Origin of the sequence: Sebaldella sp. S0638, from assembly GCF_024158605.1 — a bacterium.
In the GTDB taxonomy this organism is placed as follows: domain Bacteria; phylum Fusobacteriota; class Fusobacteriia; order Fusobacteriales; family Leptotrichiaceae; genus Sebaldella.
This window is the reverse complement of sequence record NZ_JAMZGM010000057.1, coordinates 1-24,935: the sequence shown is the minus strand read 5'-3', so window position 1 is coordinate 24,935 and position 24,935 is coordinate 1. Positions and strand designations below refer to the sequence as shown.

Genomic DNA, 24,935 nt, shown 5'->3' with positions numbered 1-24,935 from the left:
CTGAATTTATAGACTCCCCTTTATTTAACATTTTCTGTACTTCTTTTCTCAAATCACCGTTAGTAAGATATTCTAATATATATCGAGTCTTTAGGATCCTCCCTATTTCTTTCAATCCTTTGGCTATTCCATTATTTCGATTATATGAATTTATTTTTTGAAGTATCAAAGAAGCTTTTACTTTTCCACATCTGATGGATTCTATTAATCTGATTATCTCATTGTAATTTTCTATAATTATTTTTTCATTTATTTTCTGAAATTTAATATTATTGATAGTTACATTTTCAAAAGAGTAAAGCTGTTGCTGTTCTACATTTTTTATCCGGGGTTTAAAATTGAAACCCAAAAGATAAGTTAATGCAAACATTTGTTCTGTATATCCTGCTGTATCTGTTGAATGATCATATATTTCAAGACTGGTTCCATGATAAAGAAGCCCATCTAAAACATGATTACTGTCTCTTCCTTCCAACATCTGGATATAGAAGGGGGTATACTGATCACTGATATGTCTGTACATGGCTCCACCCTTATTACCATAATGAGAATTATAATCTGCATAAATTGTTTTAGAGTTTATTGGAATTCTCATTCCATCTGAAGAAGATTTTTCCCCAGCACCCCAATTATTCACAATTTTAAGTGAATGATGATAATTCACCAATGTTTTCTGCATTTTTAACAATGTTTCATTATTAAAATAAAATTCATTTGTTCTTCTTAACAAAGCTTCATTTATAGAACTTGAAATTGCCATCTTTGCAAAACCTATATTATGTCCATTTGACATTAATGTTGCAATGAATAATTTATATTTATCCTGAGATTTCCTATCAATTTCTCTTATATCTTCAAATACATTTGTCCAAGAATTTACTTCATAGAGAATCTCAATCATAGATATTTTAGGAAAATAACTATAAATTTTGTCACTAAACTTTGTTTTTTCATTTTGAATTATTTCCAGGCTGAAATTCAAATCTTCTGGTATTTTAAATAGTTGTTTTAATTCTTTTATAAATGATTGTACTTCTTTAATATCCGATTCTTTTTGTGACTCTATTAAATAATGATCAAAACTATTATATTTTTTACTTTCTTTTACAAAAATATCCCCAGATCTTACGTAGTCCCTTATAGAATAAAGAAATGCCAATTCTATAATTTTCTGGTTATACTTGAATTTCTTTATATAATTACGCCATTGGGAATTAAAAACTGAAATATCTATATTTATTTTCTTCTTATTTTTTAATTTTGAAAAAATTTTTAGTTGTTTTATAAATTCAGTTTTGGTGTAAGTATCGAACTCTATGCATTCCAAAAATTCATTAAAATAATTAAAATTTTTATGGGATTTTATCAGGAAATCAATATCTTCCATATGATTTTCCTGAGAATCTAATTCCTCTTTCAGTAAAAGAAGCTTTTCCTGATATACCTGAAGTTCTTCCAGCTGTTTTATTTCCAATATATTTTCTATGACTTCTATAAGTTTTTCAGAATTCAGTTTTAATTTCATATGTTTTTTTAAATTGTGTTCTTTTGTTTTTTTCTTACTTCTTTTCATAACAGTATGGGTATAAAACGAAGTAGTTTCTATTATCATATCTATAAATTCTTTCCTTTTGAAGTGTATAAACATTGCCAGATATGCATCTTTTTTGTCAATATTACGAAATTTGTCTATTCGAAATTTATCAGAACGTTGAATCTCAAGATAAAAATATCTTTGTCTACTTTCACTTAAAAAACTTAGATCTACTACCCTTCCAAATTTTTCTAACTCTTTAATCAGCCTTAGTAATTCTTTTATCCCATTTGAACTGGGATTGACTGTTGTATTTTTTATTCTGGAATAAATAGAAAACCCATTTTCTTCCACAGTTAAGAGCTCTCTCAATTTTTCTCTATCGGATATTTGTGCAGTTATATTTTTATATATTTCAATTTCACCTTTTTCATTGGCTAGCCATAAAAGATGTTCTATCACTGAAATTGTAGGTGGAACTATTTTAGCATTTATCATATAATACAAAAGATCTCTTACCATATTTAAGTAATTTCCATTGAAAAGAATAATTTTGTGCATTTCTTTAATTAAAACAGCACTCTGTTCAAATTTTGAAACTTTCAATATTTCACATATCTCTTTAAAATGCCGTCTTTTAGTATTTTTTATTTCCCAGTACTTATCAAGAAATCCAGGATCACAATTAAGCTGCAATGCAACATAATTAATTATATTTTGGGGGATTTTATTGTTTAATTCGATAATGCTTACTCCTTTATTTTTTAAATATAGAAATTGCAGGGCATATCCTATCTTATGGTAAGGTTTTTCAAGTCTGTCAATTTTTGAGAACTCATCATTTGTTAGTGTAAAATTATCGTTCAAATTTTTTTCTTCTACCAAGAACTTTAATAATTCTTCTCTTTCTTTTTTAGTAAGAATTGTATTTCTATATTCCATTTCAAAACCTTTCGACAAGCTCAGACGTTAAGCGTTTCCTACGATTTTAAATACTAAAACATTTTACAATAAATTATTAATTTAGTCTATTAAAATTTAAGAAAAATCCTATACAATAATTTTATATACAAATCTGTGGTGCCATATCGCATTAATTATGGAGGTACCCCTAAAAGGCAATAAGTGAAATTCAGAAAGAGCACGTCGTAAACCAAATTTCAGTTTATGCTGAAACTGGATTGGGGTTGATGGAAAGCGGTGTAGAAATGTGGAAAAGTTTTAAAATGTATTTTTTTTCTGGACATTGATTTTAAAGGTTCTGAATTTTTGGACAAAGTGGAAATGTTAGAAAAGGGGAGTTTTAAACTTTCTTGTGTGGAAAACTTTTCTGAACTCTTTTTGCTGTGAATGGTTTAAGGTCTTTAATATTGGCAAAAATTAGCAATAAAATGACTTTTAAAGCATTTTTTGTGATATGATATAATAAATGCAGACGAGCTTAATTATGATGAATTTATGAGGTGATATTTTTGGAACCAAGAATAGTTATAATTCCCCCCAAAAAAATAGCGGGATTAAAAAGAAGGGCTTCTATGAAAGCAAATAATTCCGTTATCAATGAACTTTGGCCGAATTTCATGAAATCAAAACATCTGATTCCTAACCAGATTTCGTCTGGTCTTTTTTCGATTCAAATTTTTAATACTGATTTTTTTAATGCTGATACTGAATTTGAGAAATGGGCCGCGGTAGAAATAGAAGATTTTTTATTAGTTCCTGATAATTTTGATATTTTAGAAATGCAGGGAGGATTATATGCAGTTTTTATTCATAGGGGCGCTGCTAGTATGAAAACCCATAATCTTATTTTTAATAACTGGCTTCCTAATTCTGAATATACTTTAGACAGAAGAGAGCAGTTTGAAATTATGCCTGCGGATTATTCACCAGATAACCCTGAAGCTGTAGAAGAGATTTGGATACCTGTAATAAAAAAATAAGACTATTATGTGGATATTATTTTAATTATATTTTATTTTATTGTTTTATTTTCCATATTTTATAATTAAAAAAAGACCAGTTGGTCTAATTTGATGTATAAAAAAAGACTGCTAATCGCAGTCGCTTTTTATAATAGGCTTAATCCTTTTTCTAATCCATCTAATAATGCAGTTTTTAATATATCTATAATTTCTGTATCATCACTTGGCTTAATAACTGTTAATACATTTTTTGCATATTTGTCATTTTTAGTTACATTAGTAGAAATAATAATCTGAACTTGATCTAAGTATAAAAGATTAGATTCTACAGTGATGTCAGAATAATTTTCGTATATATGAATAGCATTTTCTATTGCGTTTTCCTCAGCTTTAATAGGTTCTTCATCGCTGAATCCAATTCCTTCCACAGCTCTTCCGGCTTTATCAATAAGTTTTACTTTAGTATAAAACACCGGGATAGTATAGTCATGCTTTAATACTGAAAATTCCACATTAAAGTCATATTTTTTTAGATTATTTAAAATTTCTTCTGAGTATGTTCCTGTCATTTTTTCTCCTCCTAGGTTTAATTATAGTGTTATTATAACTTTAAATTTAGAAAAAATCAAACTTTTATTCTTAGTTTATAGTTTGTTTTCCATTAGCAGGATGATAATTTCTAAATTTACTGTTATATAAATGAATATATTAAAAGCCTCTTTTTAGTAAGTCAATAAAATTATTCAGCATCGATGAAATGTACTTATCTTTATGTATTATTATATGAAAGTGCCTGCTTATTTCTGTGCCGGCAATATTAAATGCCAGAAGTTTTTCTTCCAGTATTTCATTCTCTATTGCCAGAGTAGAGATTATTGTAATTCCAAGTCCTATTTCCACCATTTTCTTTATAGCCTCGTTATTTCCGATAACCATCTTATTCGCAGCTTTTATATTTAACTTTTCTATATATTCATCCACAGTTTGTCTTGTTCCTGATCCTTCTTCCCTTAATATCATACTTTCATTTTTGAAATCTTCTATAGTAAATTCTTCTTTATTTTTGAATTTTTCAATATTAGGCGTTACTACTTTTAGGTAATCTTTCTGCATTTCTATAGATATTATTTCATTATTATTGGGCATAATCCCGTCTATTATTCCTATATCAATTTCATTTTCAAGAACTTTTTTTATTATTTTGGTAGTGTTATCAATCTGAATATTGAAATTTACATTATTATAGATAGTAGAAAAATTTTTACAAAGATAGGGCAGAAGATATATTCCGCTAATTGTACTTCCTCCGACTTTTATCAGAATATTTTTCTTTTTACTCTGCATATGTTCGTTCATATCATCCCACATATTCAAAATTCTTCTTGTATATTCCTTAAACAGCATACCTTCTTCTGTTAGATACAGTCTTTTATATATCCGCTCAAATAAAACAACTCCTAATTCCTCTTCAAGTTCTTTTATTATCTGACTGACAGCACTCTGGCTTATATACATTTTTTTTGAGCTCTTTGTCATATTCAATGTCTCAGACACTGAATAAAAAATTTTCAACTTCCTATAATTCACTTTATTTTCCTTTCCTTAAAGTCACTAGTATTTTGCCTGAATTGTGTTTAATCATCTGAATATATACGATGTATCGATCCCTAAGCGGATGATATACCAGGCAAAACACTTGTGCCTTATCCGTTTACCCAAACAGATAAGGTACTAGATTTAATAATAATTTTTTTCGCTATTTTTTTAGAAGATCCCTGATTTCTTTCAGCAGTTCCTGATCAACAGTAGGTTTTTCTTCCACAGCTTCTTCTTCTTTTTTTCTAAGTTTGTTAATAGTTTTTACCATAAGAAACAAAACAAATCCTATTACTAAAAAATTTATTACATTTTGAATGAACAAACCATACGTTATTGCAAGTTCAGGATTTACTCCGTCAGCTTGTTTTAGTACCAGTCTGAGTTCCTGAAAGTTTATTTTTCCTATTATCAGTCCCAATACAGGCATTATTATACTGTCCACAAATGAATTGACTATTTTTCCGAAAGCTCCGCCTATGATAACACCCACAGCCAAATCTATTACATTTCCTTTTGAAATAAACTCTTTAAATTCTTTAAACATATTGCCTCCCGTAGAATTGAAATTTAAAATCCAAACAATATTTACATGATAATAAAACGAAACTTAGAAGCATTATTTCTACTAATTATATCATATTTTCAATAGAATGAAAAATCATTTTTATTATAGTATTACGTATTTTAATAGTACAATTTTAAATATTTTTATATCTGCTTTATATATTATTTATTAGAATACTTCTTTAGAAATCTGCCTGCAGCAGAGTATATCAAAATTTTATTTATTGAAATATCTCCCGCTATAATATATAATGATATAGAAATATAAAATGGAGGAAAATAAAGATGCAAAATCTCAAAAGAAACTTTTCAATAATTGCTCATATTGACCATGGTAAATCTACAATAGCCGACCGGCTTCTGGAAGTAACGGGAACTGTTACAGAAAGAGAAATGAAGGATCAATTATTGGACAGTATGGATCTGGAAAGAGAAAAAGGAATTACTATAAAAGCCCAGGCTGTTACTTTGAATTATACAGCTGCTGACGGTAATAAATATGAATTGAATTTGATAGATACACCGGGACACGTAGATTTTATCTATGAAGTATCAAGATCACTTGCTGCATGTGACGGAGCCCTTTTAGTAGTGGACGCTGCTCAGGGAATAGAAGCGCAGACACTTGCTAACGTTTATCTGGCATTGGAGCATGACCTTGAAATACTTCCTGTTATTAATAAGATAGATCTTCCGTCTGCGGATCCGGAGAAAGTAAAACTGGAAATAGAAGATATTATAGGATTACCTGCTGATAACGCAGTTCTTGTTTCTGGTAAGACAGGACTTGGTATTGATAACCTGCTCGAAGCAATAGTGAAATATATACCAGAGCCTAAAGGCGAGAATTCAGCTCCGCTGAAAGCCCTTATATTTGATTCTCATTATGATGATTTCAGAGGAGTTATTACATATGTGAGAGTTATAGACGGTACTATAAAAAAAGGCGATAAAATAAAAATTATGTCTACTAATAAAGAATTTGAAGTTTTGGAAGCAGGGATCTTTTCTCCCAAAATGACAGAAAAAAAAGAACTCTCTGTAGGAAGTGTGGGTTATATAATTACAGGTGTAAAATCAATAAAAGATACTCAGGTCGGAGATACAATAACTCATGTTAAGAATCCTGCCGATAAGCCGCTGGAAGGATACAGACCAGCACAAAGTATGGTCTTTGCAGGTATTTATCCTATATCTACAGATGATTATGAAGATCTTAGGGAAGCTCTGGAAAAATTGCAGCTTAACGATGCATCACTGACTTATGTTCCCGAAACTTCCATAGCTTTAGGTTTTGGATTCAGATGTGGTTTTCTTGGACTTCTTCATATGGAAATTATAGTAGAAAGACTAAGACGTGAATTTGATATTGATCTTATTTCTACGGCACCGTCAGTTGAATATCATGTTACTACAGAAACAGGGGAGTATTTGATAATAGATAACCCTGCGGAATTTCCAGTTGGGAAAAAGAGTATTGAAGAACCTTATATAAAAGGAACAATTATTGTTCCCAGAGATTATGTAGGAAATGTTATGGAGCTGTGTCAGGAAAAAAGAGGGACTTATATAGATATGTCATATCTTGATGAAACAAGAACAATGCTTCGATATGACCTTCCTTTGGCTGATGTAGTAATAGATTTTTATGATAAACTAAAATCAAGAACAAGAGGTTACGCTTCTTTTGAATATGAAATGATTGGTTATAAGGAATCTGATCTGGTTAAGGTAGATATACTTGTAAGTGCCAATGTAGTAGATGCATTTTCATTTATTGCGCATAAAGACCACGCTTTCAGCCGTGGAAGAAGTATTGTAGAAAGGCTAAAAGAAGTAATTCCCAGACAGCAGTTTGAGATACCGCTGCAGGCAGCTCTCGGCAGTAAGGTAATAGCCAGAGAAACAATAAGAGCTCTTAGAAAGAACGTCCTCGCCAAATGTTACGGCGGAGATATCTCACGTAAAAAGAAACTGCTTGAAAAGCAAAAAGAAGGAAAAAAACGTATGAAAGCTATCGGAAATGTAGAAATTCCACAGGAAGCTTTTTTATCAGTATTAAAATTAAACAAATAAATAAACTGCCTGTTCTGTTGAATATTATTATTATCAGAACAGGCTTTTTCAAAATCTTATTTTATGGAGGGGCAGAATGAAAATTTTTTCTCTGGTAATAGTATTAATAATTTTATTTATTTTAGTAGGTGTCTTTGTAAAAAGGCGAAGCATAAAAATACGGCGTATAAAAAAGGAGTTCTCTGTTTCAAATGAAAAGAGTATTATGGAGTCAATATTTCATAAAAATTTTCTTTTCTTTGAACATCTGAATAATACATTTAAGGAGAAACTGCTTACAGATTCATATGTTTTATCAAAGCTTATTAATATTGACGGAGTAGGTATTCAAATTACTGATGAAATAAAATACACAATTTTTGGACTGGTTGGTCTATTAATCCTCGGTGACGAGAATCCTGATTATTTTCCTAACCTGACGTCTGTTGTTGTATATCCTAAAATGTATATTTCGGATCAGAGAGGTCAGAATAAAAGTGTAAATTTAGGAGAGTCATGGAATTTTGGAGTAGTAGTATTGTCTTGGTGTGATGTGATTAACGGTACTCAGAATTTCTCTGACGGACATAATGTAGCACTGCATGAATTTGCACATCAGCTTGACCAACAGTCAGGGCAGGCAGACGGAATTCCAGTGAATCTGAATAACGACTATTATACCTGGAAAAATACTTTTGATAAAGAATATAATAATCTGCTCAGAGAAATGGAAAACGCAGAACATGACAGTATTGATTTTTATGGCGCAACCAATAAAGCGGAATTTTTTGCAGTTTGTACAGAAACTTTTTTTGAAAAATCTGCTGTTATGAAATCTGAGCATCCTGAACTTTATGATTTGTTAGTACGGTATTATAGAATTGATCCGATGAAAATTTTTTCAAATTAGATTTCATTTTTTAAATAAAATTCAAATTACAAAATAAAATATTTATTTATAACAAAAAAAGTATATTATTAAAGTTTCAATACTAAAAATACTGATAAAAATTTTTTAATATAAAATGCTGATTTTACTGAAAGAAAACAGCATTTTTTTATTTCACAAAAAATTTTACTTCATTAATTTGTCAAAATAATGTAAACTTCTATTATATGGATTTTTATCCAAAAAAAATATATCTGTAAAATTTTTTATTTAAAAGGAGAGAATTAGGATGAAGAAGATATCTATAATAAATAATAAGGGAGGAGTTGGAAAAACTACTACAGCTTTTAATCTGGCACACTTTTTTTCTAAAGCAGGATATAAAACTTTAGCTATAGATCTTGATCCACAGCAAAATATGGTAAGAAATTTTGGGATGGATGAAAGAAAAACAACTATTGGTGACTATCTGCTGGGAAGAACTGACGATTTTGAACCGATTATTATTAACGATAATCTGCATCTGATTCCTGCCGGGAATGCAGAAAACGACATGCAGCTTTTGACTTCAGAATCACCGCTGTATTTTGAAATTCTAAATGAGTTTTTGTCGCAGCTGGACGAATTATATGAAATAGTCGTTATTGACACAGCTCCGGCTTTTAATCCTTATACTACGAGTGCTATATACGCTTCTAATGTCTATTCCATTTTAATTCCCGGACAGAATGAAATAAATGGACTTAACACTACAATTAATTTTAGCAAGAAGCTAAAAAAGCAGGTCAGTGGAATTATTTTGACACGAATGGAAAAAACAGCTTTGTCAGAAAAGGTTAAAACAGATTTAGAAGAAGCTTACGGTGATCTTTTATTAAATTCTATTATCAGAAAAAATGTTATGCTGTCGGAAAGTATTCTTGAACACAAATCAATATTTGATTATGCTCCTAATTCAAATGGCGCGAATGATTATATTGACTTAGGCAGAGAGATTTTGAAAAAAGAGGGAATTTAAAATGAGTAAACTAAAAAAACTAAACTTGAATATTAGAAGTTCTAACCCCACGGATAACAGTCTTATTGAGATAAAGAGTCTGCGTGATATTAACTATAATGAACTTGGGGTAGAGAGTCAGGATGATATTGACAAGCTGATACGTATTGAAAATGATGTAAAATTTCACGAAGAAAAAACAAAAGAACATCTTTTCAAATTTTCAAGAGCTATATTCGAAGCTAATGAAGTATTCGCTAATAATAAATCCGGATCTTTCGGAAAATGGACCGAATTAATTGGTATAAGTCGTGATACTGCGAATACTGCTGTAAGACGATACCAGTTTTATCTGGAAATGCAGGGGACTCTTCGTGAGCCTGAAAGAATTCTGGAATTACCTGTAAGAATTATAAAAGAATTTACAGGTGTAAAAAAAGAAATTTTTGACGAAGCAGAAGTAATAGAAGTATTAGAATCAGAAAATCCAACTGAAATTTTGAAAAAAATAAAAGAAACAAAAGAAGAAGAAAAGTTATCTGATAAGTCTAATTTAAAAGAATTTCTTTTAAAAGAAAAAGATAGAAAGCAAAACATCATTGATAAATTAACTGAAGAAATAAAAGAAATAGAAGAGAATTTGAAACAAATTGACGAAGAATTATATCGTCAGACGCGTCTGACGATATAATAGAAAAATTAATTTTGTACGTTTACTTTTAAGGAGGTTTTCGAATGAAAAAAAGAAAGATTCAAACTCCTAAAGATCTGCATATTAGCTATATGTGTGAATACATTGATGATTACCACGATATTTGCAAGTACGCTAAAGATTTGATACAATCAGGATATAAATCAAAATCTTTAATAAAATTATCTGATATAAATAAAAACAAAGATATAAAGAATTTCGATAAAAACTACAGCGAATTTATAAATGAATTTGATTTGTCAGAAATTACGTATGAAAATGCTGGTTTAACATTATTAGGAATTCTATCAAAAGAATTTATGGAGGATAAAATTTCATTAGATGAGTATATGGAAAATTTCTATTACTTATATTATATTTCTAACTCAGGATTACAAAGTAAGGACTTTGAAACGAATAAAATTATCAGAATGATAAATGATGTATATAAAGATTATAATGTAGCAACTATAAGAAAAAATGACCTTAGTTCCAGAGAATATACAGAAGCAGTCACTAGTGCAGATAATAAATTAAATGAAATATTGAAAAATTTTTTTAATATATAAATCTATCTATGGAAGGTGATTAATATGATACCTGTTTTGGATCAAATATATCCCGATTTTATAGGAACTACCGGAGGAAATACTGTGACTTTGGATACATATAAAAAAAGTATCAAAATAATTCTAGGATCTCAAGTTTTTTTTCCCGATGAAATAAAATACCTGTCAGATACTTTGGAATATAAAGACTTAATAAAGATTATTGTTTTTAATTCGCCTGATAAAAGGCATATTTCTAATAATGTTATTTATATTGATTCTGAAGATAAGATTTTGGATCAAAATAAAGCATGCATTGTAGACAGACATAACCTAGTACAATATGTGGGTGACAAAATCACTGATATTGAAAGAGACTGTATGGTGATCCTTTCCGGACTTGGTTGTGAATTAAGCAAACATTGGTAGATAAAATAATATAGATTTACCCTGTAAATTTTAACAGAATAGTATATTCGTATTCTGAAGTAAATTTTTACAGGGTTTTTTATTGTATATTTTTTCTAAATAGAAGTTGTCATATATGTTTGTAAAAATATTTTGAAAAATAAAAATTAGTTTTGAATTTTTATATGTTATAATCAAAAATATATATCAGGATCAGGTATTCATTTACAATATTATTTTATTATGAGGTATAAAATGTATAAAAAAACAGAAAAAAAGATAATTTATTTACTAGATAGAGCATTGGCTGAGATTGAAACTGAAATCAACACATTTACGAAAATGAAAATAGGAAGTATCAGCAGAGAAATTTCTATTTTATTACGTGAAAAGAGAGATGTATTAAGTGAAGACATGGTTCAAAAAATACTGCAAATCATAGCAGTCGATAATTTATCAGAAGCAAGAAACGATTTCATCAATCTGCTGGCTTCGAAAGAATACGCGTATATTAGTCAGGAACTGGTAAAATTTCTTAGTTTTGATGATCTGATTTTTAGTTCTTATATAATTCATGCTCTTTATAAAATGGATACCGTTTCTTATTATAACGAAATTTTACCATTTTCTGCATTTGGAGAATTACGATTCCTTCATAATAAAGCAAATCAATATTTAAAAAGAGCTGGAAGCAGGCTTGAAAAAAAGTAATATATTGTTCTTATATATATTTTAGAATAATGTACTAAAGTTTATAGCGTAATTTTGTGAGTAAAAATTCTAAAAATAAGTTTCCAAAATTTTCTTAAAAAACCAACAATTTATTTAATATAATATAAAAAATATTTTTATGAAAAATTTACTAAAAATTTCTTTATAAAATGCTTAGTTCTCTATAATATTCATGGATTATGTGTTATAATATATTAGGAGGATAAACTCCCAGATTTCAAATAAAAAGAAATTTTAAGGAGATAACGTGAATAATATAAAATTAGATTTAACAAATTTACTGGACGAAATTATAGCAGGAGGAAAATACAGTAATCTTCAGCTAAACTATTACTTTACCAGTAAGAATTATAATAAAAAGGAAAAATCATTCATAACAAATATAATACACACTACATTAAAGAATCTTATCTTCATAGATTATTTAATTGAAAAAAACTCTTCAAGTATAAAGAAGAGAAAAATAAAACAGCTTGTCAGAATTTCTGTTGCACAGTTCCTGCTTAATAAAGACGAAGATTATTCCGGAATAGTTTTTGAAGCAGTAGAGACAGCAAAGATCATAAATAAACATCAGTCCGGCTTCGTAAACGGAATATTAAGAAATATTTTTCAAAAATACGACCAGTTGGTCTCAGAAATTCCTGTAAGTAAAAAATATTCTGTCGAACTTTCGTACCCTCAATGGATTATCAACAAAGTGGCTGCCGATCACCCGGAAAACTATATAAGAATACTGCAGTCATATAAAACAAAAAGTTATTTGTCATTCAGAATTAATCCGCATAAAATTTCAAAAGAGGGGTTTATCGAACTGGCAAAAAAGAATGAAAGCAAAATATTATTTGAAGTGGAGAATGTGTTCTATATGTCTAATCCGGCACTTCTTCAGACAAAAGAGTTTCACGACGGATTGTTCTTTGTACAGGATGCATCTTCTTACTTAGCCGTAAAGGCTATGGAAGTGGAAGACGGAGACATTGTTTTAGATGCATGCAGTGCTCCCGGCGGGAAAATGACTGCAATTCTTCAGGAATATAATCCGGAATTGCTCATAGCTACAGATATACATGAACATAAAATAGAAATATTAAAAGATATAAAGAAAAAAAATAACTTTACTAATTTGAAAATAGTACAGAATGATGCCAGAGAAATAGGCAGTCTAAATGAAAAGTTTGATAAAATATTGTTGGATGTACCTTGCAGCGGTTTGGGTGTACTAAGAAAAAAACCGGAGAAGATTTATTCTCTTGAAAGTAGTGATATAAAAAAATTAAAGAAAATACAGAAAGATATTTTTGACAGTGCTTATCATTCTCTGAAAGAAAACGGCGTAATTATTTACAGTACGTGTACTTTTACCCGTGAGGAGAATACTAATAATATAAAATATTTTACCGAAAAATATCCTGATCTGCATATTGAAATTATTAATTTCCCTGATAATGTTTTTATTTCTAAAGATGAATTCGGAGGCAGCTTTATAGATTACAGAAATAAGTATCTGGATGGTTTCTACATAGCAAAATTTAGAAAGAAGGGAAAAAATGAATTTTGAACTTAATAAAGATGTCGAATTTATTCTTGATGTTCTGAATAAAAACGGAGAAGGTTATATTGTAGGCGGTTCAGTGAGAGATATACTTCTGGGAATTCCGCCGAAAGACTATGATTTTACCACAAATATTGCCTATTCGACATTAAAAGAGCTTTTTAAAGATTATAACCCGAAAGAGATAGGAAAACATTTCGGTATATTAATGATAAAGATAAACGGCGTTCATTACGAAATTGCAAAATACAGAAAAGATATCGGAATACTTAACGGAAGACATCCTGAAAGTGTGAAGTTTGTTGATGAAATTGCCGAAGACTTAAAGAGAAGAGACTTTACTATAAATGCAATGGCTTACAGCCAAAAAAACGGACTTATAGATTTATATAACGGAAACAGCGATATTCAAAATAAGCTTATACGTTTTGTAGGAGAACCCGATCTGAGAATAAAGGAAGATGCTCTGAGAATACTAAGAGCTGTGAGGTTTGTTTCAGTTTTGGGATTTGATCTGGAAGATGAGACAAAAAAAGCCATTTTGAAAAATAAAATGCAGCTGAGAAAAATATCAAAAGAACGGATAAAAGAAGAATTCTCAAAAATTCTGCTTTCAGATTATGTGGACAAAGGGCTTTTTCTTATGAAAGAACTGGAAATTCTGGAAATAATATTACCAGAAATAGAAATGCTTTACGAATTTAATCAGAATAATCCCCATCATCATAAAGATGTTTTTGAGCATACAGTATCCGTAGTGAAGAATACTAAAAAAGACCTTCTTACGCGTATTACAGCGCTTTTTCATGATGTAGGCAAACCTAACACGCACTCAATAGATAAAAACGGAATTTCGCACTATTACGGCCATGAGAATAACAGTGCCGATATTGCAGCATCAGCTCTCAGAAGACTGAAATTTCCCAATGACTTTATGAGAGATGTAGATGTGTTAATAAGAAATCATATGTTGATTTTTGAAAAACCAAATGCTAAAACAATAAAAAAATTCATCTGTAAAGTAGGAATTGAAAATTTAGATAAAATGTTTGATCATTTCTATGCCGATATGAGTTCAAAAAAACCGCCTGTCGACTATTCTTTGATCGATTCTTTAAAATCTAAAGTAGATGAAATAATAGATAATAATGAAAATATTGAAAAGCAGGACTTAGAGATCAATGGTAATGATATGCTGGCATTAAAGATTCCGCAGAAACAAATCAGTAAAATTAAAAATGAAATTTATGAAAAAGTTTTGGACGGAACTCTTGATAATAATAAAAAAGATATAGTAACTTATATTATGGATACAAAAGGAATAAATGAAAATCTTCAGGAATCAAGATCTTCGGGAGCTCTTGTATATAAAATTGAAGGAAATGAAATAAAATATCTGTTGATTATGCTGATAAGAGGCAATTGGGGATTCCCGAAAGGCCACTTTGAAGGAGAGGAAACAGAAAAAGAAACAGCTGTACGTGAGATTTTTGAAGAAACAGGTTTGAAAGTAAAATTCCATGATAATTTCAGAGAAACAATACAATACTTTCCGGCTCCGTTTATATTCAAGACAGTAATATACTTTCTTGCAGAGGCAATTACTGATAATGTAAAAATTCAGGCGGATGAAGTAGCGGAATATAGGTGGGTAACTTATGACGAAGCTGTTAAACTGATAACTTACAGATTACAGAAAAAGATTTTGAAAAAAGCAAATGACATGTTATCAGATGAAGTAAAATAAATACAAAATTCTAAATTATAGAGGAGGCTGGTAGTATGGGAATCGGTGATTTTTCATTAGATAGTATGCCCTATGAAGCACCTATTTTAGGGTATGGAATACTGGTATTAATATTTGTTTTTCTTACTGTAAATTATTTAACATTTAAACTTATAGGTTTTATGCTGCGTATAGATACAAGAACAGGCAATGATCCTTCAAAAATAGTTTATATGCTTTCATTTATAGTGTCATCTGTATTGACATTCCTGATTATATATCCTTTACTTAAAAGAACTTTACTATAAACGGAGGTAAAAATGAAATACGTAGGCGCTCATGTCAGTGCATCGGGAGGAGTATCACAGGCACCGATAAATGCTAAAAACATAAATGCCAGAGCATTCGGGCTTTTTGTTAAAAATCAGAAAAGATGGGAAGCAAAACCATTGGAAAATTCTGAAATTGAAAAATTTAAAAATGAAATAAACGAGTTCGGATATAATGTTAAACATATTCTTCCTCATGCCGGTTATCTTATTAATCTTGGAAATCCGGAATCTGAAAAAAGAGAAAAATCTTATAATTCTATGATTGACGAAGCAGGAAGATGTGAACAGCTTGGACTGACTTTAATTAATGTACATCCAGGCAGCCACCTGAAATTAATTTCTGAAGAAGAATGTCTTGGGCTTATTGCCGACTCTATTAATCATGTACATGCCAACACGGAATCTATAAGTATTGTTCTTGAGAACACTGCAGGAATGGGCAGCAATATCGGATATAAATTCGAACATCTGAGAGATATAATATCACTTGTAAAAGACAAAAACAGAGTAGGGGTATGCATAGATACATGCCACGCATTTGCTGCGGGATATGATTTGCGTACTAAAGAAACTTATAATAAAACTATGGAAGATTTTGGCAAAATTGTTGGTTTTGAATATCTAAAAGGAATCCATCTTAATGATTCCATGTATGATTTAGGTTTGAAAAAAGACAGGCACGAAAGTCTTTTGAAAGGCAAGTTAGGCGAGGAATGTTTCCGGCTTATTATGAATGATAAAAGACTTGATGACATACCTATAATACTGGAAACTATAGATGAAACAATTTGGGCAGAAGAGATAGAATTCTTATACTCTTTAAGTAAAAATTAATTTATGGAGAATACAAAATGTCTGTATTAGCAAAAAAAGGGGATAAAACTGGAATTACTGTACCTTATGATCAGTACTCAAGCATGTTAAAACATGAAATTCTAATGTTTTTCTCCCAGAATCTTGATAAGAAAATTTCTTTGAATGACTATGATAATGCCGTAAAATTAACAGAGACTGTAATTGATAAGAAGTTTGAGCTGCCTTTGCAGTTTAACCGCAGTAATTATAATACCGGCAATTTTCTCATAGTTAATCGTAAAACACAATTTAAAAACTTTTTTACATATTTAAAAGAGGAGCTGAACAGCTGTGATTCTTTTTGTTTTATAGTTAGTTTTATAAAATTTTCTGGCATCCAGCTTCTTATTAACACGCTTGATGAACTGAAAAGACAGGGAATAAAAGGGAAAATAGTCACTTCGGTATATTTGAACATTACAGATCCTAAAGCTTTGAGAAAGCTCATGGAATATGACAATCTTGAGATAAAAGTTTATAATAACACAAGAGAAAGTTTTCACACAAAGGCATATTTATTTCAGAGAAAAGAATACAGTTCGTGTATTATAGGTTCCTCGAATCTAAGTCAGTCTGCTTTGTACTCTGGTGAAGAATGGAATGTGCGTCTGGTAAAAGACAGTTATCTTGAGATTTTTGACCAGTCATATGAGCAGTTTGAAAAAATATGGCATAGTAATGAAGCGGTGGATTTAAGTACAAGATTTATTGATAAATATGAAGATTTCAGAAATAAAAGCGGAAATATTGAAACATTTGATTTTAAAAAAGAAGAAAATGAAATGGAGATATTTAAGCCTAATAAAATGCAGTCTGATCTTCTGGAAAAATTGAGACTTACAAGGGAATTCGGCAATAGAAAAGGACTGATTGTAGCTGCTACCGGTACAGGGAAAACTTATCTTGCAGCAATGGATATTTTACGGCTGAAACCTGAGTCATTTTTATTTATAGCCCACAGGGAGGAGCTTATAAATAATGCGTTCAATGTTTTCTCAAAAATTCTTCCCTATGATAAAAATGAATATGGCTTTCTTAGCGGAAGTGAAAAAAGCTATGATAAAAAATTTATGTTTTCTACAATTCAGTCATTATATAAAAATACGGAATATTTCTCAAAAAATGCTTTTGAATACATTATTATTGATGAATTTCATCACTCAAAGGCATCTACTTATGAGACTGTACTTCAGTATTTTGAGCCCGCTTTTCTTTTGGGGCTTACTGCGACTCCTGAAAGAATGGACGGGAAGGATATATTGGAACTGTGTGATTATAATTTAATTGGAGAGATGGGTCTTCGTGAAGCTCTTGAATATGACTTACTCTCTCCTTTTCATTATTTTGGGGTAATTGACGACACTGTGGATTATGAGCAGATCCCTTTTAATAACGGAAGATATGATGACAGTGTACTTGGCGATAAACTCAGTATTCCGAAAAGAGTAGATTTTATTCATAATAAAATTGAAAAAATTAGTTTTGACGGAGACAGAGTCAAGTCTATTGCCTTTTGTGCCAATATAAAACATGCGGAATATATGAAAGAACAGTTCAGACTGAAAGGGTATTCTTCCGAATCTATCACGGCAAAAGATAATATGGGGAGAAGAAAAGAGATAACAGACGCTTTTCAGTCTGGAAAAATCGAAATTTTATGTGTGGTGGATATTTTTAATGAGGGAATAGATATACCTGATGTTAATCTTTTATTATTTCTGCGGCCTACCATGTCATCCACAATTTTTATACAGCAGCTGGGACGGGGGCTTCGAAAAGTTAAAAATAAAGATTTTGTAACTATTTTGGATTTTATCGGGAATCATAAAAAGGATTATATTATCACTCAGGCTTTTTCAGAAAATACTCTGAATGAAAAAGACAGACTTCTGACTGAAGTTAAAAATCAGTTTTCTGATATTCCCGGTGCTTCTTATATAGAACTTGACAGAATATGCCAAGAAAGAATAATATCTAAAATAGAGAATTATAACAGTTTAAGCAGAGATAATATTGTTTCTGAATATCTTGAATTCAAAGATGAGATCGGTAGAGAGCTGGATATTATTGATTTTAAAGATAATATGGAGCTGTTTTTGAGGCTGAAAAATAAATTTGGTTCTTTTGTCAAAGCGCAAAAGCTTATAGAGAAACTGGATTATTATTTCAGTAGTGCAGAAGAAGAGATTTTTGAAATTTTAGAAAAAAATCTAAGTCTGAATTATCCTTATGAAATTCTTATTGTATCACTTTTACATGATAAAGATAATATTTCAATATATGATGTTATCAAAAAATTCGAATCTGTATTTTCTGTAAAAATAAATGAAAAAATGCAAAATAATATTATTATAAGAGCAATGAAAGAATTAAGCGAGAGCAGTTTATTTATTTTTGATCCGATTTCTAATATTATTTCATTACAAAGTACTGATTTTACTAAGTTCTATAAAAAAAGACTGGTCGGTCTAATTGAGCTTTCTATTTTGAATTTTAAGAAAGAAATTGATATAAATGAATTTAACAGCAGCATTTTGGTCAAATATCAGGAATATTCCAGAATAGAACTACAAATCCTGCTTGATTCCAATGCCCAGAAAGGATCATGGCGTGCAGGCTATTCAGTATCACGTGAACACATCTGTCTGTTCATTACACTGAATAAATCACTTGTATTAAAGGAAGAGCTAAAGTATGATAACTATTTTCACAGACAGGACATTGTCCAATGGATAAGCCAGAGTAAAACCAGCCATGATTCTAAAATTGGTCAAATGTATGTGAATCACAAAGATCTTAGTATGAAAGTACATATTTTTATACGTAAGGAACCAGTTTTGGAAAGCGGAGCTGCATCTCCTTTTACGTATCTCGGGGAAGCCGGATATTACAGCAGCCATGGAGACAAACCTATGTATATGCTGTGGAAACTGGATTACCCTGTTCCAAATGAACTGTTTATTGATTTTACAGTTTGAAAAAGTAATTATGAGAAATAAAGGAGTTTATTAATGTTAAATGCTATTGTCAATTCAGTAGGAATAATTGCCTTTGCCTGTTCAGGAGTTTTTAAAGGCTTGAAACATAATTTGGATATTTTCGGTATTACTGTTTTAGGAGTTATTACAGCCTGCGGGGGCGGAATTATAAGAGATATTCTGCTGAACAGAATGCCCACGGCTATTGCCAGACCTCATGACGTATACCTTGCGATCGTTACTTCATTTTTGATATATTTTACTGTTAAAATTCAGGAAAAGCGTCTAAATATGGAAACTATTGATAATTCAAAAATATTTATGAGACTGGTAAAACTTTCAGATGCACTGGGGCTGGCATTATTTACTATTATCGGAGCTAATATTGCCGTTAAAAGCGGACTTGGAATACTTAGTGTTGCAGTTATGGCAACTATTACAGGTGTGGGCGGCGGAATCATAAGAGACCTTCTTGTAAATGAAATTCCGTTTGTCTTAAAAGAAGATATATATGCCACACTGTCATTTGCAGGGGGAATTATATATTACATCTGTATTGTTAACATAGGACTGGCATATAATACTGTAGTTCCATTACTGTTTGTACTTTTACTTATGGTAAGGCTTGTGGCTATAAAATATAAATTAAGCCTTCATCTTTCAAAATCTAAAGACGGGGAGAGTAAATAATGATTGCATCTATTATTGATATCGGTACTAATTCATGCAGACTTATGGTTGCTGACAGCAAAAATAATACTGTAAATACATTGACTAAAAAAGTCGAGTTTACCAGACTGGGAGAAGGAGTCAATAAAACGAAAAATCTTGCTCCCGAAGCTATGAAACGTACATTGAGAGTACTAAAAGAATATAAAGAAATCAGTGATTCATATGGTTCCGAAAAAATTTTGGCTTTTGCTACAAGCGCTGTAAGAGATTCATTTAACAGAGATGTATTTCTGGAACTTGCTGAAAAAGAGTGCGGAATTATAATAAATTGTATAAGCGGAGCAGAGGAAGGAAAAGCTGCCTTTGTGGGAGGAACAAGTTTTCTTGATTCTTCTTATTCTCACGTACTTCTTGTGGATATCGGGGGAGGAAGTACTGAATTTTCATATGGATTTCCAAAAAAAATTCCGGAACATGTAAAAAGTTTTGATCTGGGAGCTGTGAGATTCAAGGAAATGCTGGATGAAGGTACGACTTATCAGGAATTGGAAAATCATATAAATAAGGAACTCAGTAAAATTGACTTTGTTAATGGTAATTTCGAACTTTTAGGTGTAGCTGCGTCAATTACAGGACAAATTGCACTCTATCATAATGAGTCTTATGATCCCGAAAAGTCTCATAATCAAAAATTAACATTAGAAATGATAAAAACTAACTTTCATAAATTAAGTAAAATGTCTGTGGAAGAAATTACACAGCTGCCTTCAGTTAACGCCAAAAGAGCTGATGTGATTACTTCAGGAACTTTTTTACTTTTAAAAATACTTGAATACTTCAAAAAAGATTATATACTTACTTCTGAAATAGATCTATTAGAAGGGCATTTTATTTTGAATATTTTAAAATGATTCGCACAGTGCGAATGAAATATTTTTTTTAAAACAGCCTTGTTAAATCTTCATAAATAATATATAATTAAAATAATTGTTTATAATAAAAAATAATCGAGGTGTTATGCAGGAGAAAATACGTTACACCAAAACCGGCAAAAAGGTTGGTGTTTTTGAATTTGAAGGAAGGTTACACGAGAAGATTTTACTGACAAAAGAACAATATGCCGAGCATATTCTGAAAAAGCATCCGGAAATTACCCTGGAAATAATAGAAAATACATTAAAAACTCCGGACATTGTTACAAAAAAATCAAGATCAAAGAAAGAACATTTTTATCAGAAAAAAATAGATAAAACTTATTTCTTTGTTGTAGTGTCATTTTACAAAAATATCAAAAATATAAGATTTATTCTTACGGCATATTCTGTTAACAGCAATGAGTATTTAAAGGACAAAAACATATACTACGTTTATAAAAGAAAATTAGATTAATGGAGGTAAAAATGAAAATAGCAATAGGTAATGACCATGCAGGTGTTGATCTTAAAGAAAAAGTAGTTGATTTTTTAAAAGGTAAGGGATATGAGGTAGAAAATGTAGGAACAGATGTGAAAGAATCTGTTGACTATCCGGATATTGCAAGAAAAGTTGCAAAGCTTGTTAATGATAAGGAATGTGAATTCGGTATAGTTATCTGCGGTACTGGTATTGGAATATCAATTGCTGCCAATAAAGTTCCCGGAATAAGATGTGCGTTATGTCATAATTCTTTTACTGCTAAATTAAGCAGACTCCATAATAATTCTAATGTTCTGTCTTTAGGTGCCAGAGTAATCGGTGACGAACTGGCGCTGGATATCGTGGATGCTTATCTTACTACAGACTTTGAAGGCGGAAGACACGCAAGAAGAGTAGACAAAATAGAAGAATGCTAATACTAGGAAAAGGAGAAAATTATGTCAACTATATTTAAGAAAATTATTGATAAGGAAATACCGGCAAATGTCGTGTATGAAGATGATGATTTCATGGCTTTCCGGGATATTAACCCGCAGGCAGAAGTACATATTCTTGTTATTCCCAAAAAAGAGATTGCTAATCTTAATGAAGCAACTGAAGAAGATGCACTTATGCTTGGAAAACTCCAGTTATTAATTGCTAAAATTGCAAAAAATGAGGGGATTGCCGATGATGGTTACAGAGTCATCCTAAATGTAAATGAAAACGGCGGTCAGGAAGTTTTTCATATTCACTACCATATACTTGGCGGTGGAAAAATCGGAGTTCTAAATTCAAATAAATGATTTTTACGACCAATTGGTCTAATTTAGTAAGGAGTAAAAGTGAAGACTACAATAGCAAGTCCTGACAATAAATTTTATAAGATATTGAAGAAGCTGGACAAGAAAAAGTACAGAGATAAAAATAATATTTTTAAAGCTGAAGGGGAAAAATTCCTAAAAGAAAAGATAAATTTCACAAAGATAATTATAAAAGAATCAAAATATGAATATCTTGAAAATAAATATAAAATTACACAGTTTAATAACCTTACAATATTGAAAGATGATCTTTTTGATGAAATTTCTGAACAGGAAAACAGTCAGGGTGTTATTGTTTTATATTCGAAGCTGCTTACTTCCATAGAAGAGATAAACGGAGATATTGTTATTCTGGATGATGTACAGGATCCTGGAAATATCGGAACTATTATTCGTACTATGGAAGCTTCGGGATTCAAGAATCTTATTCTGACAAAAGGCAGCGTAGATGTGTATAACCCTAAAACCGTACGTGCAACTATGGGAGGAATATTTAAATTAAATATAATATATGAAACACCTGAGATAATAACAGAATTTTTAAAAGATAATGATTATCAGGTGATTTCTACACTACTTGATAAAAATTCCATTGATTACCGTGAAGTGGAACTAAAAGAAAAAAATGCTTATATATTTGGAAATGAAGGACATGGTATTTCTGATATTTTTGTAGAAAGTACAAATGTAAAAGCCATTATTCCTATTTATGGTGATGTGGATTCTCTCAACGTAAGTGTAGCATCTGGAATATTTTTATATAAAATGAGAGAGAAAATAGAAAATAAATAAAGCACACAAAACATTTAAATCATAGCTTTCAGCTCTGCTACAGAAATTTATGGAGGAAAAATATGGCAAAACGTATAGATAATCAATTTTTAGAAAATTTTAAAAGAAACACGGGTCTTATGACCGTTTACACTGAAAAAAAAGATAAACTTGATACTTTTATCAAAATTATGTGTGATGAATTTGACACTCTGATCCTTAAAAGCGGAACATTTTGTGTCAATTTTGTAAATAATTTTGGAGATAATAATTCCGAGAATTCCAGAAAAATTCATTTAAGTAATTTATTGTTTTTAGAAAAAAGAATAGTTAATTTAAAAGAAGAATTTCAAAATGTAAAAAATTCCGGAATGGTGACAGACAAAGATTCTGTTTTTACATTAAATAAAGTTCTAGCTGATTTGGAACTTATGGAAAAATTTACTGAAGAAAAAACCAGAGAAGTAGAACTTGTAATTGAGATAGAAAAAAATAATGTTGTTATTGGTGATATAATTGATAATAAATATGAAAAATTCTCTGAAAAAATCGTTGAACTGGAAGCTGAAAATAAAAGGCTTATGTATAAGCAGAAAGAATATTTTTATATTATTCTTATTTTACTTTTTTTCATTGGTTTTTTGGCAATAATAGGATTTTTTATTTAATAATTTTATAAAAGGAGTCTGAAATAATGAAAAAAATATTTTTTGTTACCTTAGTATTATTATTAATAGTTTCATGTGCACAATCAAAATTAGACTGCCGTGGAAAGGATCCCAGATGTACAGATGAAACCGGATTTGATCTGATTGATATAGACTTTTTTTGATTACTTGAAGGCGTGTCTTGCGAGACACGTTTTGTATTGTAGTTAGTAGATTTGGAAGGACGGAACGGGAAAGTCTGAGATCATATGGTGGGATTTGGTTTAATATAACTTTTCCATTTACGTCCGATAATATATGTTATGTATATTTTTTAAAAATTATAGACTAGAAAAATACTCTTCTGAATTTTTGCATAAAAAAATGACCTATTTCTTTTGAAGTCGCATCTTTTTTTCTATTACTGCCTTTAACATTTTCAATGAGGCAATATTATATAATTCTTTGAAATTTTTGAAAACTATGTTATTATATTATTCACAAAATTCAGTTATTGTTATCGTTTATAATATTGTAGTTCCTCTTACAATTATAAGTTTTTGTACCTTTTTAATTTCTCGAGGAGATCATACTGGCTTTAGAATACAAAGATTGAATGAACCTCTATTGTTTAGTCTTCCCACATTAATTTTCTTACTCTTACTAGATAAGAAAAAAACAGTATTTTTCTTAATATTATTATATCTGCTGACATTCATATTTTTACATATGATTAACAGGTGTGGTATTTTACTTTATTATGAAGATTGGGTAAGAACATGTCCATAATTATAAATAAAAAACGACCCTAAAATTTCGGTTTTAAGGTCGTTCTTTTTTTATTTTTGATCTTATATGCTCGTTTCTTTTTCTGCTGCTTCATATGAAAAAACTTAAAAAATATCCCTTTATCTCTACTCATCCATCATACCAGACATTTCTTCAAATTTCTTTTGAGAATCTGTAATTAATTTTTCTTTTTCAGAAAATGTTTTATCAAATTTTTCATTTTCCAGTTCATCTGGATAAAATCCACTATCTTGAAAAAACTTCCCCTGAATTCCTTTTAAAGCATTTTCCTGTAATTCTAAAACCTGCAATGCTTTCATAAAAGTTCCCTCTTCTGTACAAATATTAAAACTTTTACTGCCTTTGAATCCGTATTGAGCCTGTGATAAAAAGTCTGTAAATAAAAAAATCTTTTTATGATAAACTAAAAACAGGAGGACTTTATTATG

At 30.1% G+C, this 24,935-nt stretch carries 24 protein-coding genes and 1 pseudogene; 20 read left to right on the top strand and 5 right to left on the bottom strand.

The window, feature by feature from the left end; genetic code table 11:
• Positions 1-2,419 (bottom strand): Tn3 family transposase (locus tag NK213_RS14295; protein ID WP_253350314.1); only part of this gene is annotated, 2,419 nt, incomplete at its 3' end.
• Between the two features lie 587 nt (positions 2,420-3,006).
• Between NK213_RS14295 and NK213_RS14290 the strand changes: the two genes are divergently transcribed.
• On the top strand, positions 3,007-3,477 hold the full coding sequence (locus NK213_RS14290) for a GyrI-like domain-containing protein (RefSeq protein WP_253350313.1): 471 nt from the start codon (positions 3,007-3,009) through the stop codon (positions 3,475-3,477).
• Positions 3,478-3,605: 128 nt separating this feature from the next.
• On the opposite strand, the gene NK213_RS14285 is transcribed toward NK213_RS14290, so the two are convergent.
• From NK213_RS14285 to mscL, 3 genes are all read right to left on the bottom strand, one after another.
• Entirely contained in the window at positions 3,606-4,028 is a 423-nt protein-coding gene (locus tag NK213_RS14285) for a hypothetical protein (RefSeq protein WP_253350312.1), read from the bottom strand.
• A gap of 139 nt (positions 4,029-4,167) precedes the next feature.
• Positions 4,168-5,046 (bottom strand): LysR substrate-binding domain-containing protein, encoded by an 879-nt coding sequence (locus NK213_RS14280; protein ID WP_371926438.1) that lies wholly within the window; start codon positions 5,044-5,046, stop codon positions 4,168-4,170.
• Positions 5,047-5,215: 169 nt separating this feature from the next.
• A complete protein-coding gene (gene mscL / locus NK213_RS14275; RefSeq protein ID WP_253350310.1) occupies positions 5,216-5,602 on the bottom strand; it encodes a large-conductance mechanosensitive channel protein MscL in 387 nt (128 codons plus the stop codon).
• Positions 5,603-5,907: 305 nt separating this feature from the next.
• Here mscL and lepA point away from each other — a divergent pair, with 305 nt between their 5' ends.
• From lepA to NK213_RS14180, 19 genes are all read left to right on the top strand, one after another.
• A complete protein-coding gene (gene lepA, locus NK213_RS14270) occupies positions 5,908-7,698 on the top strand; it encodes a translation elongation factor 4 (RefSeq protein ID WP_253350309.1) in 1,791 nt (596 codons plus the stop codon).
• 76 nt (positions 7,699-7,774) lie between these two features.
• Complete coding sequence (locus tag NK213_RS14265) at positions 7,775-8,587, top strand: M90 family metallopeptidase (protein WP_253350308.1); 813 nt, start codon at positions 7,775-7,777, stop codon at positions 8,585-8,587.
• Positions 8,588-8,855: 268 nt separating this feature from the next.
• On the top strand, positions 8,856-9,584 hold the full coding sequence (locus NK213_RS14260) for a ParA family protein (RefSeq protein ID WP_253350307.1): 729 nt from the start codon (positions 8,856-8,858) through the stop codon (positions 9,582-9,584).
• 1 nt (position 9,585) lies between these two features.
• Entirely contained in the window at positions 9,586-10,254 is a 669-nt protein-coding gene (locus NK213_RS14255; protein ID WP_253350306.1) for a hypothetical protein, read from the top strand.
• A 44-nt stretch (positions 10,255-10,298) separates the two neighbouring features.
• The gene (locus NK213_RS14250; RefSeq protein ID WP_253350305.1) at positions 10,299-10,823 is read left to right on the top strand and encodes a hypothetical protein; all 525 of its coding nucleotides are present in this window, start codon (positions 10,299-10,301) and stop codon (positions 10,821-10,823) included.
• Between the two features lie 24 nt (positions 10,824-10,847).
• The gene (locus tag NK213_RS14245) at positions 10,848-11,231 is read left to right on the top strand and encodes a hypothetical protein (RefSeq protein WP_253350303.1); all 384 of its coding nucleotides are present in this window, start codon (positions 10,848-10,850) and stop codon (positions 11,229-11,231) included.
• Between the two features lie 234 nt (positions 11,232-11,465).
• On the top strand, positions 11,466-11,921 hold the full coding sequence (locus tag NK213_RS14240; protein WP_253350301.1) for a hypothetical protein: 456 nt from the start codon (positions 11,466-11,468) through the stop codon (positions 11,919-11,921).
• Positions 11,922-12,189: 268 nt separating this feature from the next.
• Positions 12,190-13,503 carry a 16S rRNA (cytosine(967)-C(5))-methyltransferase RsmB gene (gene rsmB / locus NK213_RS14235; RefSeq protein ID WP_253350299.1) on the top strand — a complete coding sequence of 438 codons (1,314 nt, stop codon included), beginning with the start codon at positions 12,190-12,192 and terminating at the stop codon, positions 13,501-13,503.
• Entirely contained in the window at positions 13,493-15,244 is a 1,752-nt protein-coding gene (locus NK213_RS14230; RefSeq protein ID WP_253350297.1) for an NUDIX domain-containing protein, read from the top strand. Before rsmB ends, NK213_RS14230 begins: the two co-directional genes overlap by 11 nt.
• A gap of 35 nt (positions 15,245-15,279) precedes the next feature.
• Entirely contained in the window at positions 15,280-15,531 is a 252-nt protein-coding gene (locus NK213_RS14225; protein WP_253350296.1) for a hypothetical protein, read from the top strand.
• Between the two features lie 12 nt (positions 15,532-15,543).
• The gene (gene nfo, locus NK213_RS14220) at positions 15,544-16,389 is read left to right on the top strand and encodes a deoxyribonuclease IV (protein ID WP_253350294.1); all 846 of its coding nucleotides are present in this window, start codon (positions 15,544-15,546) and stop codon (positions 16,387-16,389) included.
• 17 nt (positions 16,390-16,406) lie between these two features.
• Positions 16,407-19,388: a DUF3427 domain-containing protein gene (locus NK213_RS14215; RefSeq protein WP_253350292.1), complete on the top strand. Its 2,982-nt coding sequence runs from the start codon at positions 16,407-16,409 to the stop codon at positions 19,386-19,388.
• Between the two features lie 33 nt (positions 19,389-19,421).
• Positions 19,422-20,078 (top strand): trimeric intracellular cation channel family protein, encoded by a 657-nt coding sequence (locus NK213_RS14210; RefSeq protein WP_253350290.1) that lies wholly within the window; start codon positions 19,422-19,424, stop codon positions 20,076-20,078.
• Positions 20,078-20,971 carry a hypothetical protein gene (locus tag NK213_RS14205; RefSeq protein ID WP_253350288.1) on the top strand — a complete coding sequence of 298 codons (894 nt, stop codon included), beginning with the start codon at positions 20,078-20,080 and terminating at the stop codon, positions 20,969-20,971. Before NK213_RS14210 ends, NK213_RS14205 begins: the two co-directional genes overlap by 1 nt.
• A 106-nt stretch (positions 20,972-21,077) precedes the next feature.
• Positions 21,078-21,449, top strand: coding sequence for a helicase (locus NK213_RS14200; RefSeq protein ID WP_253350282.1), 372 nt, complete (start codon positions 21,078-21,080; stop codon positions 21,447-21,449).
• Positions 21,450-21,460: 11 nt separating this feature from the next.
• The gene (rpiB, locus tag NK213_RS14195) at positions 21,461-21,892 is read left to right on the top strand and encodes a ribose 5-phosphate isomerase B (RefSeq protein WP_253350280.1); all 432 of its coding nucleotides are present in this window, start codon (positions 21,461-21,463) and stop codon (positions 21,890-21,892) included.
• A gap of 21 nt (positions 21,893-21,913) precedes the next feature.
• The gene (locus NK213_RS14190; protein ID WP_253350278.1) at positions 21,914-22,261 is read left to right on the top strand and encodes a histidine triad nucleotide-binding protein; all 348 of its coding nucleotides are present in this window, start codon (positions 21,914-21,916) and stop codon (positions 22,259-22,261) included.
• Between the two features lie 39 nt (positions 22,262-22,300).
• Complete coding sequence (locus NK213_RS14185) at positions 22,301-23,071, top strand: RNA methyltransferase (protein ID WP_253350276.1); 771 nt, start codon at positions 22,301-22,303, stop codon at positions 23,069-23,071.
• Between the two features lie 62 nt (positions 23,072-23,133).
• Complete coding sequence (locus tag NK213_RS14180) at positions 23,134-23,718, top strand: hypothetical protein (RefSeq protein ID WP_253350274.1); 585 nt, start codon at positions 23,134-23,136, stop codon at positions 23,716-23,718.
• An 893-nt stretch (positions 23,719-24,611) separates the two neighbouring features.
• Here the strand turns inward: NK213_RS14180 and NK213_RS14175 are convergent.
• A pseudogene (locus NK213_RS14175) lies at positions 24,612-24,935 on the bottom strand (hypothetical protein); the annotation flags it as partial.

Coding starts and splice junctions, on each gene's coding strand:
- NK213_RS14205 (WP_253350288.1), top strand. CDS start 20,078: ATGATTGCATCTATTATTGATATCGGTACTAATTCATGCAGACTTATG.
- NK213_RS14180 (WP_253350274.1), top strand. CDS start 23,134: ATGGCAAAACGTATAGATAATCAATTTTTAGAAAATTTTAAAAGAAAC.
- nfo (WP_253350294.1), top strand. CDS start 15,544: ATGAAATACGTAGGCGCTCATGTCAGTGCATCGGGAGGAGTATCACAG.
- NK213_RS14210 (WP_253350290.1), top strand. CDS start 19,422: ATGTTAAATGCTATTGTCAATTCAGTAGGAATAATTGCCTTTGCCTGT.
- NK213_RS14285 (WP_253350312.1), bottom strand. CDS start 4,028: ATGACAGGAACATACTCAGAAGAAATTTTAAATAATCTAAAAAAATAT.
- NK213_RS14230 (WP_253350297.1), top strand. CDS start 13,493: ATGAATTTTGAACTTAATAAAGATGTCGAATTTATTCTTGATGTTCTG.
- NK213_RS14245 (WP_253350303.1), top strand. CDS start 10,848: ATGATACCTGTTTTGGATCAAATATATCCCGATTTTATAGGAACTACC.
- lepA (WP_253350309.1), top strand. CDS start 5,908: ATGCAAAATCTCAAAAGAAACTTTTCAATAATTGCTCATATTGACCAT.
- rpiB (WP_253350280.1), top strand. CDS start 21,461: ATGAAAATAGCAATAGGTAATGACCATGCAGGTGTTGATCTTAAAGAA.
- NK213_RS14225 (WP_253350296.1), top strand. CDS start 15,280: ATGGGAATCGGTGATTTTTCATTAGATAGTATGCCCTATGAAGCACCT.
- mscL (WP_253350310.1), bottom strand. CDS start 5,602: ATGTTTAAAGAATTTAAAGAGTTTATTTCAAAAGGAAATGTAATAGAT.
- NK213_RS14190 (WP_253350278.1), top strand. CDS start 21,914: ATGTCAACTATATTTAAGAAAATTATTGATAAGGAAATACCGGCAAAT.
- NK213_RS14255 (WP_253350306.1), top strand. CDS start 9,586: ATGAGTAAACTAAAAAAACTAAACTTGAATATTAGAAGTTCTAACCCC.
- NK213_RS14265 (WP_253350308.1), top strand. CDS start 7,775: ATGAAAATTTTTTCTCTGGTAATAGTATTAATAATTTTATTTATTTTA.
- NK213_RS14215 (WP_253350292.1), top strand. CDS start 16,407: ATGTCTGTATTAGCAAAAAAAGGGGATAAAACTGGAATTACTGTACCT.
- NK213_RS14250 (WP_253350305.1), top strand. CDS start 10,299: ATGAAAAAAAGAAAGATTCAAACTCCTAAAGATCTGCATATTAGCTAT.
- NK213_RS14240 (WP_253350301.1), top strand. CDS start 11,466: ATGTATAAAAAAACAGAAAAAAAGATAATTTATTTACTAGATAGAGCA.
- NK213_RS14200 (WP_253350282.1), top strand. CDS start 21,078: ATGCAGGAGAAAATACGTTACACCAAAACCGGCAAAAAGGTTGGTGTT.
- NK213_RS14260 (WP_253350307.1), top strand. CDS start 8,856: ATGAAGAAGATATCTATAATAAATAATAAGGGAGGAGTTGGAAAAACT.